The organism is Amycolatopsis sp. WAC 01375 (genome assembly GCF_003947325.1).
Classification (GTDB): domain Bacteria; phylum Actinomycetota; class Actinomycetes; order Mycobacteriales; family Pseudonocardiaceae; genus Amycolatopsis.
Window position 1 is genome coordinate 38,564 of the sequence record NZ_QHHW01000018.1, and the last position, 19,678, is coordinate 58,241.

Annotated in this window: 14 protein-coding genes; 12 read left to right on the plus strand and 2 right to left on the minus strand. The window is 67.9% G+C overall.

The window, feature by feature from the left end; translation table 11 throughout:
* Nucleotides 1–2: 2 nt before the first annotated feature.
* The gene (locus tag DL991_RS08615) at nucleotides 3–1,304 is read right to left on the minus strand and encodes an extracellular solute-binding protein (RefSeq protein WP_125782760.1); all 1,302 of its coding nucleotides are present in this window, start codon (nucleotides 1,302–1,304) and stop codon (nucleotides 3–5) included.
* Nucleotides 1,305–1,504: 200 nt separating this feature from the next.
* On the opposite strand from DL991_RS08615, the gene DL991_RS08620 reads away from it, so the two are divergent.
* On the plus strand, nucleotides 1,505–2,551 hold the full coding sequence (locus DL991_RS08620; RefSeq protein WP_199746746.1) for a LacI family DNA-binding transcriptional regulator: 1,047 nt from the start codon (nucleotides 1,505–1,507) through the stop codon (nucleotides 2,549–2,551).
* A gap of 7 nt (nucleotides 2,552–2,558) precedes the next feature.
* Here the strand turns inward: DL991_RS08620 and DL991_RS08625 are convergent, their stop codons facing one another.
* Entirely contained in the window at nucleotides 2,559–5,654 is a 3,096-nt protein-coding gene (locus DL991_RS08625; RefSeq protein WP_125782762.1) for a family 43 glycosylhydrolase, read from the minus strand.
* A 310-nt stretch (nucleotides 5,655–5,964) separates the two neighbouring features.
* On the opposite strand from DL991_RS08625, the gene DL991_RS08630 reads away from it, so the two are divergent.
* The 11 genes from DL991_RS08630 (at nucleotide 5,965) to mmsB (ending at nucleotide 19,590) form a co-directional block, all read left to right on the plus strand.
* A complete protein-coding gene (locus DL991_RS08630; RefSeq protein ID WP_125782764.1) occupies nucleotides 5,965–7,005 on the plus strand; it encodes a LacI family DNA-binding transcriptional regulator in 1,041 nt (346 codons plus the stop codon).
* Between the two features lie 79 nt (nucleotides 7,006–7,084).
* A complete protein-coding gene (locus DL991_RS08635; RefSeq protein ID WP_199746745.1) occupies nucleotides 7,085–8,050 on the plus strand; it encodes an ABC transporter substrate-binding protein in 966 nt (321 codons plus the stop codon).
* Nucleotides 8,051–8,118: 68 nt separating this feature from the next.
* Nucleotides 8,119–9,612 (plus strand): sugar ABC transporter ATP-binding protein, encoded by a 1,494-nt coding sequence (locus tag DL991_RS08640; RefSeq protein WP_233598728.1) that lies wholly within the window; start codon nucleotides 8,119–8,121, stop codon nucleotides 9,610–9,612.
* The gene (locus tag DL991_RS08645) at nucleotides 9,609–10,646 is read left to right on the plus strand and encodes an ABC transporter permease (RefSeq protein WP_125782768.1); all 1,038 of its coding nucleotides are present in this window, start codon (nucleotides 9,609–9,611) and stop codon (nucleotides 10,644–10,646) included. The genes DL991_RS08640 and DL991_RS08645 overlap by 4 nt, the downstream gene beginning before the upstream one ends.
* Complete coding sequence (gene yjfF, locus DL991_RS08650) at nucleotides 10,643–11,626, plus strand: galactofuranose ABC transporter, permease protein YjfF (RefSeq protein ID WP_125782770.1); 984 nt, start codon at nucleotides 10,643–10,645, stop codon at nucleotides 11,624–11,626. The genes DL991_RS08645 and yjfF overlap by 4 nt, the downstream gene beginning before the upstream one ends.
* Nucleotides 11,627–11,798: 172 nt before the next feature.
* On the plus strand, nucleotides 11,799–13,472 hold the full coding sequence (gene araB, locus DL991_RS08655) for a ribulokinase (protein ID WP_125782772.1): 1,674 nt from the start codon (nucleotides 11,799–11,801) through the stop codon (nucleotides 13,470–13,472).
* Nucleotides 13,469–14,155 carry an L-ribulose-5-phosphate 4-epimerase gene (locus tag DL991_RS08660; RefSeq protein ID WP_125782774.1) on the plus strand — a complete coding sequence of 229 codons (687 nt, stop codon included), beginning with the start codon at nucleotides 13,469–13,471 and terminating at the stop codon, nucleotides 14,153–14,155. Before araB ends, DL991_RS08660 begins: the two co-directional genes overlap by 4 nt.
* The gene (gene araA / locus DL991_RS08665; protein ID WP_125782776.1) at nucleotides 14,152–15,657 is read left to right on the plus strand and encodes an L-arabinose isomerase; all 1,506 of its coding nucleotides are present in this window, start codon (nucleotides 14,152–14,154) and stop codon (nucleotides 15,655–15,657) included. The genes DL991_RS08660 and araA overlap by 4 nt, the downstream gene beginning before the upstream one ends.
* 26 nt (nucleotides 15,658–15,683) lie before the next feature.
* Entirely contained in the window at nucleotides 15,684–16,811 is a 1,128-nt protein-coding gene (gene chvE, locus DL991_RS08670; protein WP_125782777.1) for a multiple monosaccharide ABC transporter substrate-binding protein, read from the plus strand.
* Between the two features lie 4 nt (nucleotides 16,812–16,815).
* Nucleotides 16,816–18,339, plus strand: coding sequence for a multiple monosaccharide ABC transporter ATP-binding protein (gene mmsA / locus DL991_RS08675; RefSeq protein WP_199753878.1), 1,524 nt, complete (start codon nucleotides 16,816–16,818; stop codon nucleotides 18,337–18,339).
* 3 nt (nucleotides 18,340–18,342) lie between these two features.
* Entirely contained in the window at nucleotides 18,343–19,590 is a 1,248-nt protein-coding gene (mmsB, locus tag DL991_RS08680) for a multiple monosaccharide ABC transporter permease (RefSeq protein ID WP_199753880.1), read from the plus strand.
* Nucleotides 19,591–19,678 lie beyond the last annotated feature (88 nt).

The window sequence follows — 19,678 nt, forward strand, 5'->3', positions numbered from 1 at the left end:
GGTCAGCGCGTGATCTTCTTCGCGGCGTCGAGCAGTTGCGTCCAGCCCTCGTCCGCGGACTTGCCCTGTTCGACGGCCTGCAGTGCGGGGCTCGACGCGTTCTCCTGGATCTGGCCGTCACCGGGGCCCTTGTACTGCGGCTTGGCGACCTTCTTGGCCTGCTCGGCGAACAACTGGCCGATCTTGGCGCCACCGAAGTAGGCGTCGGTCTCGTTCAGCAGTGCCGGGTCCTCCAGCGCCTTGACCTGGCTGGGGAAGGTGCCCTTCGCCTGGAACGCCTTGATCTGCTGCTCGGGCGCGGTCAGCCAGGCGGCGAGTTCGGCCGCCTCCTTCGGGTGCTTCGACTGCGTGGGCACGGTCAGATACGAACCGCCCCAGTTCCCGCCGCCGCCGGGGAAGGCCGCGGTGACCGCCCACTTGCCGGCGTTCTCCGGGCCGGAGTGCTCCTCGATCACGCCGAGCATCCACGCGGGGCACACCTTCGTGGCGAAGGCGCCCTGTTTGAACCCCGAGTTCCACTCGTTGCTGAACGCGGTCAGCTTGGCCGACTGTCCTTTCGCGACGGCGCCGGTCACCTTGGTCCAGGCGTCCTTGATGCCCTGGTTGGATTCCACCGCGAGCTTGTCGTCGTTGCCGATGTAGCCATTGGGGAGCTGGTTGACCATGGCGTTGAAGTTCTGCGCGGCCGAGTCGAACCACGCCTTCCCGCCGGCCTTGGCGACGTACTGGTCGCCCGCGGCGAAGTAGCTGTCCCAGGTGGCGAACAGGGGTTTGACCGCTTCGGGGTCGGACGGCAGGCCCGCCGCCTCGAGCATGTCCTTGCGGTAGCACATCGCCAGCGGGCCGATGTCCGTGCCGTAGCCGATGACCTTGCCGTCCTTGGTCTTCGCCGCGTCGTACTTCCAGCCGAGCCAGCGGTCGGGGGAGGCCTCCGCCGGGCCGATCTTGGGCAGGTCGTTGAACTTCGAGCCCTTGTCGAGGACGTTCGACAGATGCCCTTCCTCGACGGCGGTGACGTCGGCGAGGCCGGAACCCGCCGCCAGTTTCGTGATCAGGTCCTGGTGGTACGGCCCGCCCTGGCCGGTCTTGCGGTGGGTGATCTTGATGTTCGGGTGCAGTCGTTCGTACTCGGGAATGAGCGCCTCGTAGCCGAACTCGGTGAACGTCGCCAGCGACAGCTCGACCTTCGCGTTCGGGTCCGACGCCGCGGGCGCCGCGCCGTCGTCACCGCCGCACGCCGCCAGTCCGAACGCCGTCATCGTGATACCCAGTGTCAGCACCAGGCCCTGGTGGATTCTTCTCACGTCTCTGTTACCCCTTGCCGGTGGGTGGGAACGCCGTCGCGTCTTGACCAGAAAATGGGAGCGCTCCCAGGATGCGCCGAGTTTGTCGGCAAGGTCCAGTCATGTCAAGGGCTTGTAATGAGAGCGTTTCCATCAGGGGAGCGCTCTCAGCGTTCCGGCCGTCGGAGATTAAGCTGTGGGTGTCCGGATGACGCTGAAGGGTGAAGGTGACGCGGGTGGGGCCTCGACCAGGGGAAGACGGCAGGCCGACGCTGGAAGACGTCGCCGCGTCCGCCGGGGTCAGCCGGTCGACGGCGTCCCGGGCGCTGAACGACGACGGCTACGTCAGCGCGCGCTCCCGCGAGCGGGTGCAGGCCGCGGCCCGCGAACTCGGCTACTCCCCGAACCAGGCGGCCAGATCCCTGGTGACCAGGCGGACCGGCGCGGTCGCGGTCGTGCTGTCGGAGCCGGAGGCGCGGCTGCTCGACGACCCGTACCGCACCGCGGTCATGCGCGCGGGCTACCGCGAACTCGCCGACATCGGCTGCCAGATGGTCTTGATCTTCAGTGACACCCGCGAGGACCTCGACCGCACGGTCCGGTTCCTCGATGGTGGGCACGTCGACGGCGTGCTGGTGTTCGCGCCACACCGCACCGACCCGTTGCCCAAGGCATTGCGGCAGTTGAGGATCCCGGTGGTGTACGGCGGGCAGGCGGCCGGGCTCAAACGCGGTGTCCACGTCGTCGACTTCGACAACGAGGGCGGCGCGAAGCTGGCTGTCGCGCATCTGGTCGAGGCAGGCCACCGCCGGATCGCCACGATCGCCGGTCCGCAGGACCAGAGCGCGGCGATCGACCGGCTCTCCGGCTGGCGCAAGACCCTGCTCGACGCCGGCCTCGACCCGGGGGACCTGGTCGAGGAGGGCGACTTCACCCTCACCGGTGGCGCGAAGGCGATGTCGAATCTGCTCGCGCGGCGCCCCGACCTCGACGCCGTCTTCGTGGCCAGCGACATGATGGCCCTCGGCGCGCTCCGCACCCTGCATTCCGCCGGACGGCGGATCCCCTCCGACGTCGCCGTCGTCAGCTTCGACGACAACGCGACCTTGGCGCCGGAGATGGACCCGCCGCTGACCTCGGTGCATCAGGACCCGCGCGAGCAGGTCCACGCGATGGTCGAGACCCTGCTGGCGCTGATGGACGACCGCGAGCTCAAGCCCCGGCAGCGGATACTGCCGGTGTCGCTCACTCGTCGCGCTTCGAGCTGAGCCCGCGTCATACCGGGGCGATACCTTCGAGCGTCGGTACGACCGGGGCGATCCTGCCGTCGCGGGTGAAGGTCAGCTTGTCGATGGTGGTTTCCCGATGCGTGCCGTCCCCGCCGGGGATGGCGAAGCGGTGATAGGCGATGTACCACTCGTCCTTGCCCGGCACCCGCACCATCGACGAGTGCCCGGTGCCCTTGATGCCCAGCTTGGTGTCCTTGGCGAGGATCAGCCCGCGGTCGGTGAACGGGCCGGTGGGGCCGCTCGCGGTGGCGTAGGCGACGCGGTAGTCCTCGCTGCGGGTGTCGTCGATCGACCAGCTCAGGTAGTAGGTGCCGTTCCGCTCCACCATGAAGAGCCCTTCGCGGAAACCGCCGAGCCCCGTGATCCGCTGGATCGCGGCGGGGTCGAAGGACACCATGTCGTCGTTCAAGGGCACGACATACGCTTCCCCGTTGCCCCAGTAGAGGTACGGCTTCCCCGAGCGATCGATGAAGACGGCCGGGTCGATCGCCTGGCCGCCGCCGGGGTTCTTCGCGATCAGGGGCTTGCCGGAGTCGACGAAAGGACCGGTCGGTGAGTCGCCGACCGCGACACCGATCTTGGCGTCGGCGCAGAAGTAGAAGTAGTACTTGCCGTTCCGTTCGGCCATCGTGGGCGCCCACGCGTTCTTGTCCGCCCAGTTGACGCCGGGACCGAGGTCGAGCGCGACGCCGTGGTCCGTCCAGTCGACGAGGTTCTTCGACGACCACGTCGAGAAGGTCGTGCCGCCCCAGCCAGGGAAGCCGTCAGTGGTGGGATACAGGTAGTAGGTGTCGCCGATCGCGACGATGTTCGGATCCGCGTTCAGCCCGGGGAGCACCGGGGTCCGGAACTCGCGGGCTTCGACGGTCCAGACCCGGACCTGCCCGCCCGGTGCGACGACGGTGTACTTCTTGGGGCGGCGAAGGTCGACCGGACGCCCGTCGCCGGGTTTGAGAGTCGCGCCCGGGGCAAGGCCGAACTTCGGGTTGAGCGCGCGCAGGTCGGTGCCGGGACGGACGGGGAGCACGACCGTGCCCGCGCCCGGGTCGATGACGGCCGGCGCCTTGAGGGCATCGAGGGAGACCGAGCGGATCAGCGTGCTGTTCGATGGCAGCCCGGCGACTTCGGTACCGGAGAGCGCGCGGTTGTAGAGCCGGACGTCCTTCATCTTGCCCTTGAACGTCTTGTCGGCCGAGTAGACCGACCGGCCGAGGTAGTTGGCCGCGGTGACCCCGCCGCCGAGGTCGGCCGGTCTGATGGTGACCTTGTCGTCGCGTGCCACCTCGACCCCGTCCAGATACAGAACGGCGCTACCGCCGCCGACGGTGAGCGTGACGTTCTTCCACACCCCGCGGGGCAGGCCGCCGCTCGACGCGGCTCCCTGTTCGGTGGTCCAGTCGCCGGTCGCGATCGCGCCCCGGAATCCGCCCGTCTCGGTCCCGCCGGTACCGAAGAGGTAGCCGTCTCCGGCGCCCGAGGGCCCGGTATTGCCGAAACCGTAGAGGAAATACGGCGTCTGCTGGCCGGGATCGACGAGGACGTCGGCGGACACAGTGGCCGCGGGCGCACCGTTCAGCAGGCTGTTCGGCAGTTGCACGTGACCGTTGACCCCGCCGAACTCCAGCGCGCCACCTCCCCACTTCACGTCACCGGCCAGTGCTCCGTCGTAACCGTGGCCGGAGCGGTCGGCGGCGGTCGAGCCGGTCTTGCCGTCGAGGGGCCAGTGCGCCACCAAGCCGTTCTTGTCCGCTTTGGCAGGGGTGGGCGCTGCGGTCAGCCGGTCGAGTTCCGCCTGGGTGACCGGCAGGACGGTGCCGTGCCGGGGTGACGCGGGCAGCTTCGCCCCGGGCGACATGGTCCACTTCCCGGACGCGAGATCGGTCGTCTCGAACGGGACGTAGCCGCGGCCGCCGTACTCGTCGATGAACAGGTACCACTTGTTCTCGGTGTTGGACTTGAACCCGGTCGGGCCCTCGCCGCGGGACAGCCCCGGATCGCCCTTGCCGATGCACTCGGCGACGAAGTCGTAGGACGGGTCGAGCAGATCGGTCGACTTCTCCGCGGTGATGTACTTGCTGCACGGCGACGAGGACGTGGGATCGCGTTCGTCCTTGGTGAACCGGTAGTAGGTGCCCTTGTCCTGGATCACCGTCGAGTCGATCACGGAGTAACCCGGGTCGATCCACACCTTCGGCTTGCTGAAACCGACGAAGTCGCGTGTCGTGGCGTAGAGCATCCGGTTGTAGCTGGTGCCGGTGTGCGCCGGATCGTTTTCGGCGTACAGCTTCGAAGCCCAGTAGACGACGTAGGTTCCGCGCTTGGCGTCCCAGAACGCTTCGGGCGCCCAGGTGTTGCCCGCGGTCGGCGGCGACACCTCGACACTGCGCTGCCGGGACCAGGTGACCAGATCGGTGGACTCCCAGACCATGATCGAGCGGCTGCCCGTACGCTGCGCGGCGTCCCAGCCCCGGCCGTTGTGGATCTTGAGGTCGGTCGCGAGCAGATAGAACTTGTCGCCGTCGGGGGAGCGGAGGATGAACGGATCGCGGACGCCGAGTTCGCCGAGGCTGGACCTGAGCGCCGGCCTGCCGTTGTTGAGCTCGGTCCAGTCCAGCGGATCGTTGCCCTTGCTGGCCGCGGTGTAGATCTGTTCGCCGTCCGGTGTGCCTTCGCCGGTGAAATAGAAGAAGCTGTAGCCCGCGAGGGCTTGCCGCGCCGGTTTCGGGGGAACCGTGGCGGTGAACCGCCGGGTCGCCGTGTCCCGTCCGCTCGTGACGACCGCCGTGAGCGTGACCCTTTTCGTGGGTTGGCCGTCGGCTGGGCGAGCGACCTCGCCGGTCGGGGTGATGACGGCGGGATCCGAGGACTGCCAACGGATCGTGGTGCCGCCGGGTCCGGTGCCAGGAAGGGTGAGGTTGCCCCGGACGTCGTCGAGACCGGGGACGGCAAGGGTGTCCGCCGTGTCGCGCGCTCCCTTCGGGTCCACTGTGGACGCCGCCGTGGCCGGCGCGGTGGCTGTCGTGGTGAGCAATGCGACGGAAGTGAGAAGGACGCCGATTCGGCGTGGACGCAAGGGGATCATCGTTGAGTGCTCCCTTGACGGGGAATGTTAACGTTAACATCGAATTGTGCACGCTGACCGTAGAACGGCGGGCTCCACGCGGTCAAGGGAGGTGTCGGTGCGGGTGGTCGTGAGTGGCGATTCGGGTTAGAACCCGAATCGCCACTCACGACCACCTGGCCCACCGTGTTTCCGTCGGCTCGGGTCGCGTGGTTCGCGGCCAGGTGCCCGTGACCCGACTGTGACTCGGCGAGACCTTGACCCTGTTCGTGTTATCGCTAACACTTGCGGCACTCGTCACCCGGCGAGGAGCGGCGACAGGAGACAGGCGATGGCACGCGAAAGCAGCGAGGGCGGCAACTCGGCCGTTTCCTCCGTGGGCAAGCAGGCCAGCCTCACCGATGTCGCCGCGCTCGCGGGTGTTTCGCATATGACGGTCTCGCGGGTCATCAACGGCACCGGGCCGGTGCGCGCCGAGACGCGCGTCCGGGTCAACGCCGCCATCGAGCGATTGGACTACCGGCCGAACTCGGTGGCCCGCGCGCTGGTCACCGGCCGGTCGGGCACGCTCGGCGTGGTCGCGTTGGAGGCCAACCTCTACGGCCCGGCCAGCACGCTGAGCGGGATCGAGCACGCCGCCCGCGAGGCGGGTTACGCGACGACCATAACGAGCATCAGCCGTCCCGGCCGGTCGTCCATCACCGACGCGGTGGAGCGGCTGCGGCGCCAGGCCGTCGAAGGCATCGTCGTGATCGCCCCGCACGTCACCGCCGGGCGTGCGCTGGAGGCCGCGCCCAATGACGTCCCGCTCGTCGCGGTCGGCGGCGGGAAGGAGGCGCCGGTGCCGGTGATCTCGGTGGACCAGTACGACGGCGCCCGCCGCGCGACCGAGCATCTGCTGGGCCTCGGGCACGAGACGGTCTGGCACGTGGCCGGGCCCGAAGACTGGCTGGAGGCGCTCGACCGTGAGCGCGGCTGGCGGGAAACCCTGCAGCGGCACGGCGCGCGGATCCCGCCGGTGGTGCGGGGCGACTGGAGCGCGCGGTCCGGGTATGCGGCGGGGCGGTCCCTCGTCGGCGAAAAGGGACTGGACGCGGTTTTCGTGGCCAACGACCAGATGGCCCTCGGCTTTCTTCGCGCCTGCACCGAGGCCGGCGTGAACGTACCGGGGGAGATGCGCATCGTCGGTTTCGACGACGTGCCCGAGGCGGCGTACTACACGCCGCCGCTGACGACGGTGCGCCAGGACTTCGTCGAAGTCGGCAGGCGCACGTTCGACCTTCTTCGTCGCCGGATGAACGGTGGCGAAGAACAAGCCCGTGACCTGGTGGTTCCCGAGTTGATCGTGCGGGAGAGCACCGGAATTTCGTGAAGCCGGAGCTGCCCTCGTTGGGCTTCCCGGTGGAGTGTTAACGCTAACTCAATTGATCAGTGCGGATCTAGGAGTAGATGTGGCGAGAAAATCGTGGACGGCGATAGTGGCGGCCGGACTGTTCGCGCTCACCGCGTGCGGTGGTGGCGGCGGAGCGGGTGGCGGCGGGGCCATCACCCTCGGTTTCGCGCAGGTCGGCGCGGAAAGCGGCTGGCGGACGGCGAACACCAAGTCGATCCAGGAGTCCGCGAAGACGGCCGGGATCGAGCTGAAGTTCTCCGACGCACAGCAGAAGCAGGAGAACCAGATCGCCGCGATCCGGTCCTACATCCAGCAGAAGGTCAAGGTGATCGCCTTCTCGCCGGTCGTGGAGTCCGGCTGGGACACCGTGCTCAAGGAGGCGAAGACGGCGAACATCCCGGTGATCCTGACCGACCGGGCTGTCGACTCGCCGGACAAGACGCTGTACAAGACCTTCCTCGGCTCGGACTTCGTCGCCGAAGGCAAGAAGGCCGGCGAGTGGCTGGCCAAGGAGTTCGGCTCGGCGACGGGCGACGTCAGCATCGTGGAACTGCAGGGCACCACCGGTTCCGCGCCGGCGAACGACCGCAAGAAGGGCTTCGCCGACGTCATCGCGTCGAACCCGAAGTTCAAGGTCGTCGCGTCGCAGACCGGTGAGTTCACCAGGGCCAAGGGCAAGGAGGTCATGGAGGCCTTCCTGAAGTCCCAGCCCAAGATCGACGTGCTGTACGCGCACAACGACGACATGGCCCTCGGCGCCATCGAAGCGATCGAGGCGGCAGGGAAGGTGCCCGGCAAGGACATCAAGATCGTCTCGGTCGACGGCGTCCGTGACGCCCTGCAGGCACTGGCCGACGGCAAGATCAACCACGTCGTCGAATGCAACCCGCTGCTCGGCCCGCAGCTGATGGACCTGGTGAAGAAGGTCGCCGCCGGTGAGCAGGTGCCCCCGCGCATCGAGACCACCGAGACCGAATTCGACCAGGCTGCCGCGAAGGCCGCGCTGCCGCAACGTCAGTACTGATCCCGATCCCGCGTCCCCCCCCCCCGAGAACAAGGTCAGCGATGACAGAACCCCCTGCGATTCTGCGGATGAGTCACATCCGGAAGGAATTCCCCGGCGTGGTCGCCCTCGACGACGTCTCCTTCCGGATGTTCCCCGGCGAGGTGCACGCCCTCATGGGTGAGAACGGCGCCGGCAAGTCCACCCTGATCAAGGTGCTCACCGGCGTTCACGGGGTGGACGCGGGCACGATCGAACTCGACGGTTCCCCGGTCGCGTTCAGCGGTCCCGGAGAGGCACAGCGCTCCGGCGTGAGCACCGTCTACCAGGAAGTGAACCTCTGCCCGAACCTGTCGGTGGCGGAGAACATCTGCCTCGGCAAGGAGCCGCGACGGCGCGGCCGTATCGACTGGCGCGAGACGCGCCGCCGGGCGGCCGCGCTGCTGGCCAGGCTGGACGTCGAAGTGGACGTTTCGGCGGAGCTGGGCGGCTGTTCCATCGCGGTGCAGCAACTGGTCGCGATCGCCAGGGCGCTCGACGTCGACGCGCGGGTGCTCGTCCTCGACGAACCGACGTCCAGTTTGGACGCCGGCGAGGTCGAGCAGCTGCTGAACGTGGTGCGATCGCTGCGGGAGCAGGGGATGGCGATCCTGTTCGTCTCCCATTTCATCGAGCAGGTCTTCGCCGTCGCGGACCGGATGACGGTGCTGCGCAACGGGAAGCTGATCGGGGAATACCGCACCGAGGACATCACCCCGGTCGACCTGGTGACCAGGATGATCGGCAAGGAACTCGAGGCCCTCGAAGACATCGAGGACGCGGGGCACAGCCGTTCCGACCTGGCCGGGGCGCCGGTGTTCCTCGAAGCGGAGGACGTCGGCCGCAAGGGCGGCGTCGCGCCGTTCTCGCTCGACATCCGGGCGGGCGAGGTCGTCGGCTTGGCCGGGCTGCTCGGCTCCGGTCGCACCGAACTGGCCAGGCTGCTGTTCGGCGCCGATCACGCGGACGGCGGGTCGGTGCGGATCAACGGTGAGCCGGTGTCGCTGAAGAGTCCGCGGGCCGGTCTCGACCACCGCATCGCGTTCTGTTCGGAGAACCGCAAGACGGAGGGCCTCGTCGAGGAACTCACCGTGCGCGAGAACATCGTGCTCGCGTTGCAGGCCTCGCGGGGCTGGGCGCGGCCGATCCCGCGGCGGCGGCAGGACGAGATCGCCGAGCGCTACGTCGAAATGCTCGACATCCGGCCCGCCAACGCGGAAGCGAAGGTCGGCGACCTGAGCGGCGGCAACCAGCAAAAGGTGCTGCTCGCGCGGTGGCTCATCACCGAACCCCGGCTGCTGATCCTCGACGAGCCGACACGCGGTATCGACATCGGCGCCAAGACGGAGATCCAGCGGCTGGTCGCCCGGCTCTCGAGCGAGGGGATGGCCGTCGTGTTCATCTCCGCGGAACTCGAGGAGGTGCTGCGGTTGAGCCACCGGGTCCTCGTGCTGCGCGACCGCGCGGTGGTCGCCGTACTGGACAACGAAGCGCTGACCGCGGACCGCGTCATGGCGACGATGGCCGAAGGAGTCGCACGATGACCAAACATCGCTTGTTCTGGCCTGTCGCCGCGCTGCTGGCGCTGCTGCTCGGCGACCTCATCGCCCATCCGGCGTTCTTCGCGATCGAACTCCGCGACGGGCACCTTTACGGGAACCTGATCGACATCCTCAAGAACGGTGCCCCGCTGATCCTCATCGCGATCGGCATGACCTTGGTGGTGGCGACGCGGGGGATCGACCTCTCGGTCGGCGCGGTCGTCGCGATCAGCGGCGCGCTCGCCTGCCTGCACATCAGCGGACTCGGCGACCAGAACAGCCTCGGCGGGACGCTGGCCGCGGTCGGGATGGCGCTGGGGCTCGCCCTCGCTCTCGGCGTGTGGAACGGCTGGCTGGTGGCGGTCCTCGGCATCCAGCCGATCATCGCGACGCTGATCCTGATGGTCGCGGGCCGCGGCATCGCCCAGCTGATCACCGGCGGCCAGATCATCACCGTCAATTCGCATCCCTACGAATGGATCGGCAGCGGGTTCACCTTCGGCCTGCCCAGCGCGATCCTCATCGCGCTGGCCGTGTTCGCCATCGCCGCGGTGCTGGTCCGCCGGTCGGCGCTGGGGCTGCTGGTCGAGTCGGTGGGCGGCAACCCGGAGGCGGGCAGGCTCGCCGGGCTCCGATCGTCCCGGCTGATCTGGCTCACCTACGTCTTCTGCGCGCTCTGCGCCGGGATCGCCGGGCTGATGATCAGCGCGAACGTGCACAGCGCCGACGGCAACAACGCCGGGCAGTTCATCGAACTGGACGCGATCCTCGCCGTCGTCATCGGCGGGACGCTGTTGACCGGTGGCCGGTTCTCGCTCACCGGTTCGGTGATCGGCGCGCTGCTCATCCAGACCTTGACGACGACCGTGTACGCGCTCGGCATCGCGCCGCAGGCGATCATGCTGTTCAAGGCCGTGGTCGTGCTGGCGGTCTGCCTGCTGCAGTCGCCGGTGTTCCGCAAGAAGCTCGCCAGACGGCGGAAAGCGGCGCCGCCGCCTGCCGCCGTCCTGCCGGAGAAGGTGGAGGCCGGGGTATGACGACACTCGACCGCATCAAGGGCTATCGGCCGCGGCAACGACATCTGCCGATCCTGGCGACGATGGCGATGCTCGTCGGCGCGTACATCTACGGCGCGTCGAGCTACACGGCGTTCGGTTCCGGGCAGGTCGTGCTCGACCTGTTCATCAACAACGCCTTCCTGCTGGTCGTCGCCGTCGGCATGACGTTCGTGATCCTCACCGGCGGTATCGATCTGTCGGTGGGTTCGGTCGTGGCGCTGTCCACTGTGGTCTCCGCCGACCTCCTGCAGAACCAGGGCTGGCCGGTCTTCGCGGTGATCCCCGCGGTGCTCGCGATCGGCGCGGCGCTGGGCTTCGGGATGGGCGTGCTGATCCAGGTCTTCGAGATCCAGCCGTTCATCGCCACCCTGATCGGGATGTTCTTCGCCAGGGGGCTCTGCTACACGATCAGCACCCAGGCGTACTCGATCGACGACCCGACGGTCGCGAGCCTCGCGCAGACGCAGATCCCGCTCGGTGCGGAGCTGCACATCTCGATCGGCGTGGTCGTCGCGCTGGTCGTGGTCGCCGTCGCCGCGTATGTCCTTTACGGAACGCGGTTCGGCCGGACGGTTTACGCGATCGGCGGGAATCCGAAGTCGGCGCTGTTGATGGGCCTGAACGTCGGCCGCACGCGGATCTCGGTCTACACGCTCAGCGGGTTCTGCTCGGCGCTCGGCGGTCTGCTCCTGGTGCTGTACAAGTCTTCCGGCGATCCGCTGAACGGCGTCGGGCTGGAACTGACCGCGATCGCGGCCGTCGTCATCGGGGGCACGTTGCTCACCGGCGGCTCCGGCTACGTCCTCGGGACGGTGCTCGGGATCATGGTGCTGGGCATCATCCAGACCCTGATCACCTTCGACGGCACGCTGAACTCCTGGTGGACCTCGATCATCACCGGTGCGCTGCTGTTCGCCTTCATCGTCCTGCAACGCCTCGTCGGCAGACGAGCCACGTGACTCGCGTGATCAAGGGCGTAACTCGCGTGATTGGAGCCGTAACACGCGTGATTGGAGCCGGATCAGCTGGAGACACGTGAGTTACGGCTCCAGACACGCGAGTTACGGCTTCAATCACGCGTGAGCGTGGTTTTCGACCAGAAATGTGAACGCTAACAATGCGGGAGAAGAAGTGAGTACAGGGGAGCCGCTGGTCGTCGGCGTCGACTTCGGGACGCTGTCCGGCCGGGCCGTCGTGGTCCGCGTCCGTGACGGCGCGGAGCTGGGCAGCGCGGTTTCGGAGTACCGCCACGGCGTGATCGACCGGATCCTGCCGCGGACCGGGCACGGTCTGCCGCCGGACTGGGCACTGCAGGTGCCGTCGGACTACGTCGACGTCCTCCGCACCGCCGTGCCGGAAGCCCTCCGCGCCGCCGGCGCGGATCCCGCCGACGTGATCGGTATCGGCACCGACTTCACCGCTTGCACGATGGTGCCGACCACGGCCGACGGCACGCCGCTGTGTGAACTGCCCGAGTTCGCCGGGAATCCGCACGCCTACGTGAAGCTGTGGCGGCACCATTCCGCGCAGCCGCAGGCGGACCGGATCAACGCGCTGGCACGGAAGCGCGGCGAGTCCTGGCTCCCGCGCTACGGCGGGTTGATCTCCTCGGAGTGGGAGTTCGCCAAGGCGCTGGAGGTCTTCGAAGAGGCGCCCGAGGTCTACGACCGGATGCGGCACTGGGTCGAACTCGCCGACTGGATCGTCTGGCAGCTCACCGGGACCTACGTGCGCAACGCGTGCACCGCCGGGTACAAGGGCATCCTCCAGGACGGCCACTACCCGAGCTCGGAGTTCCTGGAGGAGCTCGCGCCCGGCTTCGGGTCCTTTGTGGACGACAAGCTCGTGCATCCGCTGGGCGCTCTCGGCGCCAAGGCGGGAAGCCTGAGCGCACAGGCGGCGGAATGGACCGGCCTGCCGGAAGGCATCGCGGTCGCCGTCGGCAACGTCGACGCGCATGTCACCGCGCCCGCCGTCCAGGCGGTGGAGCCGGGGCAGATGGTCGCGATCATGGGCACCTCCACCTGTCACGTGATGAACGGCGCCGAACTGCGCGAGGTGCCGGGGATGTGCGGCGTCGTCGACGGCGGGATCGTTTCCGGGCTATGGGGCTACGAGGCCGGGCAGAGCGGGGTCGGCGACATCTTCGCGTGGTTCGTCGGGCACGGCGTCCCCGCGTCCTATGTGGACGACGCCAGGGAAGCCGGGATCTCCGTCCACGAACTGCTCACCCGGCTCGCCTCGGTACAGGAGATCGGCGAGCACGGTCTCGTCGCGCTCGACTGGCACAGCGGGAACCGGTCGGTGCTGGTCGACCACGAACTGTCCGGCGTCGTCGTCGGGCAGACGCTCGCGACGCGGGCCGAGGACACCTATCGCGCGCTGCTGGAGGCGACCGCTTTCGGCACCAGGACCATCATCGAGACGTTCGACCGCGCCGGGGTGCCGGTCACCGAACTGATCGTCGCCGGAGGCCTGGTCAGGAACCCGCTGCTGATGCAGATCTACGCCGACGTCACGAATCTGCCGCTTTCGGTGGCCGGTTCGGCGCAGAGCCCCGCGCTGGGCTCGGCGATCCACGCCGCCGTCGCCGCCGGAGCGCATCCGGACGTGCCTGCCGCCGCGCTCGCGATGGGCTCGGTCCGCCGCGCGGTCCACCGGCCGATCGCCGAAAACGTGAAGGCCTACGACGACCTCTACGCCGAGTACGCCGCGCTGCACGACTACTTCGGCCGCGGGACCAACGACGTCATGCACCGGCTCGCCGCCCGCCGCCGTGCCGCCAGGAAAGGACAGCACCGATGAGCCTCGCCGTGGAGATCACGGACACCTTCGAAGAGCTGCGGGACACCGTCGCCCGGTTACACAGCGAGCTGACCCGCTACGAGCTGGTCATCTGGACCGCGGGCAACGTGTCGGCGCGCGTCCCCGGGCACGACCTGATGGTGATCAAACCGTCCGGGGTGTCCTACGGCGACCTGACCGCCGACACCATGGTCGTCACCGACCTGTACGGCGAAGTCGTCCACGGCGATCTGGCACCGTCTTCGGACACGGCCGCGCACGCCTACGTCTACCGGCACATGCCCGAGGTCGGCGGAGTCGTCCACACGCATTCGACGTACGCCACCGCGTGGGCGGCGCGCGGGGAACCGATCCCTTGCGTGCTCACGATGATCGCCGACGAGTTCGGCGGGGAGATCCCGGTCGGACCGTTCGCGCTGATCGGCGACGACTCGATCGGCCGGGGCATCGTCGAGACCCTGCGGTCCAGCCGGTCGCCCGCGGTGCTGATGCGCAACCACGGCCCGTTCACCGTCGGCCGCACCGCACGGGACGCGGTCAAGGCCGCGGTGATGGTCGAAGACGTCGCGAAGACCGTCCACATCGCTTCCGCGCTGGGAACGCCGGAACCACTGTCCGAACAGGACGTGGACCGGCTCTATGCGCGCTACCAGAACGTCTACGGCCAGCAGGGAGAGAAGTGAGCACACAGCGGAAGACCGAGGTCTGGTTCCTCACCGGGAGCCAGGCGCTGTACGGCGAGGAAACCCTCGAGCAGGTCGCGGGTCAGTCGTTGCAGATCCAGCGGATGCTGGCCGACACCGGCCGGATCTCGGCCGGGATCGTCGCGAAGCCGGTGCTGACCGAGCCGTCGGCGATCCGGCGCGTGATGCTCGAGGCGAACGCGGACGACGCCTGTGTCGGCGTGATCGCGTGGATGCACACGTTCTCGCCGGCGAAGATGTGGATCACCGGCCTCGACGCGCTGCGGAAACCCTTGCTGCATCTGCACACCCAGCTCAACGAGGCACTGCCGTGGCAGTCCATCGACATGGACTTCATGAACCTGAACCAGGCCGCGCACGGCGATCGCGAGTTCGGCTACATCCAGACCCGGCTCGGTGTGCCGCGCAAGACCATCGCCGGGCACGCGGCGGATCCGTCGGTCGCCGACCGGATCGACGCCTGGATCCGGGCGTCGGTCGGCCGCCAGACGATCGGCTCGCTCAAACTCGCCCGGTTCGGTGACAACATGCGCGACGTCGCGGTCACCGACGGGGACAAGGTCGAGGCGGAGCTGAAGTTCGGCGTCTCGGTGAACACCTACGGCGTCAACGAACTCGTCGCGCTGGTCGACGCGGTGCCCGACGCCGAGGTCGACACGCTCGTCGAGGAGTACGCCGACTCGTACGCGCTCGCTCCGGAGCTGACCAAGGCGGGGGAGCGGCACGAGTCGCTGCGCTACGCGGCCCGGATCGAGCAGGGGCTTCGCACGTTCCTGACGAACGGCGGTTTCGGCGCGTTCACCACGAACTTCGAGGATCTCGGCGGCCTGCGCCAGCTCCCGGGTCTCGCGGTGCAACGCCTGATGGCCGACGGCTACGGCTTCGGCGGCGAGGGGGACTGGAAGACGTCCGCGCTGCTGACCGCGGTGAAGGCGATGGGCCGCGACTCCGAGCGCGGGACGTCGTTCATGGAGGATTACACCTACCACTTCGGTCCCGGTGAACCGAAGATCCTCGGCGCGCACATGCTCGAGGTCTGCCCGAGCATCGCCGCCGCCAAGCCTTCATGCGAGATCCACCCGCTCGGCATCGGCGGCCGCGAGGATCCCGTCCGGCTGGTGTTCGACGCCGCCGCCGGTGACGCCGTCGTGATCGGCCTCGCCGACCTCGGCGACCGGTTTCGCCTGGTGGCCAACGAAGTCGAGGTCGTCGCGCCGGACGAGCCGCTGCCGAATCTGCCGGTCGCGCGCGCGGTGTGGAAGCCGTCGCCGTCGCTGGCGACGTCCGCCGAGGCCTGGATCACCGCGGGCGGACCGCACCACACGGTGCTCACGCAGGCCGTCGGCGCCGAATCGATCCGAGATTTCGCCACCATGCTCGACGTCGAGCTGCTGGTGATCGACCAGGCGACGACACCCGCTTCGATCGCCGACCGGATGCGCTGGAACCAGGCCTATTACCGGCTCGCACAAGGATTCTGATCGGTCCCCACCGGAGAGAAGGAACAATGAAGTTCACGAAACTGGCCACAGTGGCCGTGGCGGTCGGCCTCGGTGCCGCGCTCACGGCCTGCGGTTCGAGTGAGAAGTCCGTCGATCAGCAGGCGGCCGCGAGCGGTGCCGCCGGCGGCCTCGTCGGCGTCACCATGCCGACCAAATCGTCGGAGCGCTGGATCCACGACGGCGACAACATCAAGGCGGCGCTGGAGAAGCTCGGCTACCAGGTCGACCTGCAGTACGCAGAGGACGACATCCCCACCCAGGTGAACCAGATCGAGAACCAGATCACCAAGGGCGCGAAGCTGCTCGTGATCGCCTCGATCGACGGCACCGCGATCACCACCCAGCTGCAGGAGGCCGCGGACAAGAAGATCCCGGTCATCGCCTACGACCGGCTGATCCGCAACACCCCGAACGTCGACTACTACGCGACCTTCGACAACTTCAAGGTCGGTGTGCAGCAGGCGACATCGCTGCTCACCGGGCTCAAGGTGCTCAAGGAGGACGGTTCGCCCGGTGAGGGCAAGGGACCGTTCAACGTCGAACTCTTCGCCGGTTCGCCGGACGACAACAACGCGACGTTCTTCTTCAACGGCGCCATGTCGGTGCTGAAGCCGTACCTGGACAACGGGACGCTGGTCGTCAAGAGCGGCCAGACCGCGTTCAACGTCGCGGCGATCCTGCGCTGGCAGGCGGCGACCGCGCAGCGGCGGATGGAAGACCTGCTGACCAAGACCTACAGCTCCGGCGACAAGGTGCAGGGCGTGCTCTCGCCGTACGACGGCCTCTCCATCGGCATCCTGTCGGCGCTGAAGAGCAACGGCTATGGCACCCCGGGCCAGCCGTATCCCGTGGTCACCGGCCAGGACGCCGAGGTCGCGTCGGTGAAGTCCATCATCGCCGGCGAGCAGTACTCGACGATCTTCAAGGACACCCGCAAACTCGCCGAGACCACGGTCAAGATGGCCGACGCGGTGCTCAAGGGCGGCAAGGCCGAGACGAACAACACGACGGACTACAACAACGGCCAGAAGGTCGTCCCGGCGTTCCTGCTGGAGTCGGTGATCCTCAACAAGGGGAACTACCAGAAGGAACTCATCGACTCGGGCTACTACAAAGCGGAACAGCTGAGGTAGCGACGTGACCGACGAAATCCTTCGGATGCGGGGGATCACCAAGACCTTCCCCGGCGTCAAGGCGCTGCAGGACGTCAACCTGTCGGTGCGCAGGGGAGAGATCCACGCGATCTGCGGCGAGAACGGCGCGGGCAAGTCCACGCTGATGAAGGTGCTCTCGGGTGTCTACGCGCACGGCTCGTACGACGGCGAGATCGTCTTCGACGGCGAGCCGTGCGCGTTCTCCGCGATCCGCGACAGCGAACGCCGCGGCATCGTGATCATCCACCAGGAACTCGCGCTGTGCCAGCAACTGTCCATCGCGGAGAACATCTTCCTCGGCAACGAGAAGGCGCGCGGCGGGCTGATCGACTGGAACAGGACCAACCAACAGGCCGGCGAACTGCTGCGGCGCGTCGGCCTGCGGGAGAACCCGGTGACGCCGGTGCTCGACATCGGTGTCGGCAAACAGCAGCTCGTCGAGATCGCCAAGGCACTGTCCAAAGAGGTCAAACTGTTGATCCTCGACGAGCCGACGGCGGCGCTGAACGACGACGATTCGGCTCATCTGCTCGAACTGCTGCGCGGCCTGCGCGACGACGGCGTCACCTGCGTCCTGATCTCGCACAAGCTCAACGAGATCGCCGCGATCGCCGACTCGATCACCATCCTGCGCGACGGCAGGACGATCGAAACACTGGACGCGGCCGCGGTCACCGAGGACCGGATCATCGCCGGGATGGTCGGCCGGAAACTGGAGAACCGGTTCCCGCCGAGGGAACCGCGGATCGGTGACGAGGTCCTCCGGATCGAGGACTGGACCGTGCACAGTCCGACGCAGCACGGCCGCGTCGTCGTGGACGGCGCGAGCCTGACGTTGCGCCGCGGCGAGATCGTCGGGTTGGCCGGACTGATGGGCGCCGGGCGGACCGAACTCGCGATGAGCGTGTTCGGCCGTTCGTACGGCAAGGACATCTCCGGACGGCTGGTCAAGGACGGCAAGGAGATCGAGGTGCGCACGGTCGGCGACGCCGTCGCCAACGGGATCGCGTACGCCACCGAGGACCGCAAACGCTACGGACTCAACCTCATCGAGGACATCCAGCGCAACATCTCGGGCGCCGCGCTGGGCAAACTCGCCCGGCGCGGCTGGGTGGACGAGAACGAAGAACACCGGGTCGCCGAAGAATTCCGCAAGAGCATGAACATCAAGGCACCGGACGTGCGCAGCGTGACCGGCACGCTCTCCGGCGGAAACCAGCAGAAGGTCGTGCTGTCCAAATGGATCCTCACCGATCCGGACGTGCTGATCCTCGACGAGCCAACCCGCGGCATCGACGTCGGCGCGAAGTACGAGATCTACACGATCATCAACCGGCTCGCCGACGAGGGGAAGGCCGTCCTGGTCATCTCGTCCGAGCTGCCGGAACTACTCGGTCTGTGCGACCGGATCTACACGTTGTCGGCGGGCCGGATCACCGGCGAGGTCGGCCGGGACGAGGCCACCCAAGAGGTCCTCATGCGGGCGATGACCAGGGAACAGGAGTAAGACATGAGCACCGCCTCCGCTGACACCGCCACCGGTGTCCCGGAACAGCAGGGAGCCGCGCCGGCCAGGGCACCGCGCCGGATCTCGTTCAACCCGCGCGAGAGCGGCATCTACGTCGCGTTCGCGCTGATCGTCGTGTTGTTCTCGATCCTCACCGGCGGCGCGCTGCTGGAACCGCAGAACATCTCGAACCTGATCGTGCAGAACTCGTACGTGCTGATCCTCGCGATCGGCATGATCCTGATCATCATCGCCGGGCACATCGACCTGTCGGTGGGGTCCGTGGTGGCGCTGACCGGCGCGATCTCGGCCGTGCTGATGGTGAACATGGGCATGGCGTGGCCGCTCGCGCTCCTCATCACCCTGGCGGTCGGCGCGGTGATCGGGGCGTGGCAAGGGTATTGGGTCGCTTACTTCGGCATCCCGGCGTTCATCGTGACGCTGGCCGGGATGCTGATCTTCCGCGCCCTCACCCTGACCGTGCTCGGGAACCAGGGGATCGGGCCGTTCCCGGACGAGGTGCGGACGCTGGCGAACGGGTTCACCGGCGGCTATCTCGGCAACATCGGGCTCGGCCCGCTCGGCGGCGCCGACGTGGTCAGCCTGCTGGTGGGCGTCCTCGCCATCGGCGGCGCTGTCGTCTCGCGATGGCGCAAGCGCACGGCCCGGCTGAACTACCTGCAAGAAGTCGACCCGCTGCCGATGTTCCTGCTGAAGATCGCCGCGGCGGCCGCGGTCGTGCTGTTCGTGGTGGTGCAGCTGGCGCGGTACAAGAACCTGCCGTGGGTGCTGATCCTGCTGTCGGTGCTGGTGATCGGGTATTCGCTGGTGACGACGCGGGCCGTGTTCGGCCGCCACATCTACGCCATCGGCGGGAACCTCCAGGCCGCGACCCTGTCCGGCGTGAAGGTCAAGGCCGTGACGTTCTGGATCTTCGTCAACATGGGCGTGCTCTCCGCGCTGGCCGGGATCATCGTCGCCGGACGGCTCAACCAGGCCGGTCCGACCGCGGGCAACATGTTCGAACTCGACGCGATCGCCGCGGCGTTCATCGGCGGCGCCGCGGTGCAGGGTGGCGTCGGCAAGGTGGTCGGCGCGATCACCGGCGGCTTGATCATGGGCGTGATCAACAACGGCATGTCCCTCATCGGCGCGCCGACCGAGAGCGTGAACCTGGTCAAGGGGTTCGTGCTGCTCGTCGCCGTCGCCTATGACATCTGGACCAAACGGCGGGCCCGTACCGCCGCCTGACGGTCGTGAGTGGCGATTCGGGTTCTAACCCGAATCGCCACTCACGACCCGCTTGACCCACCCCTCACCCGCAGTTCCCCTCGCAACC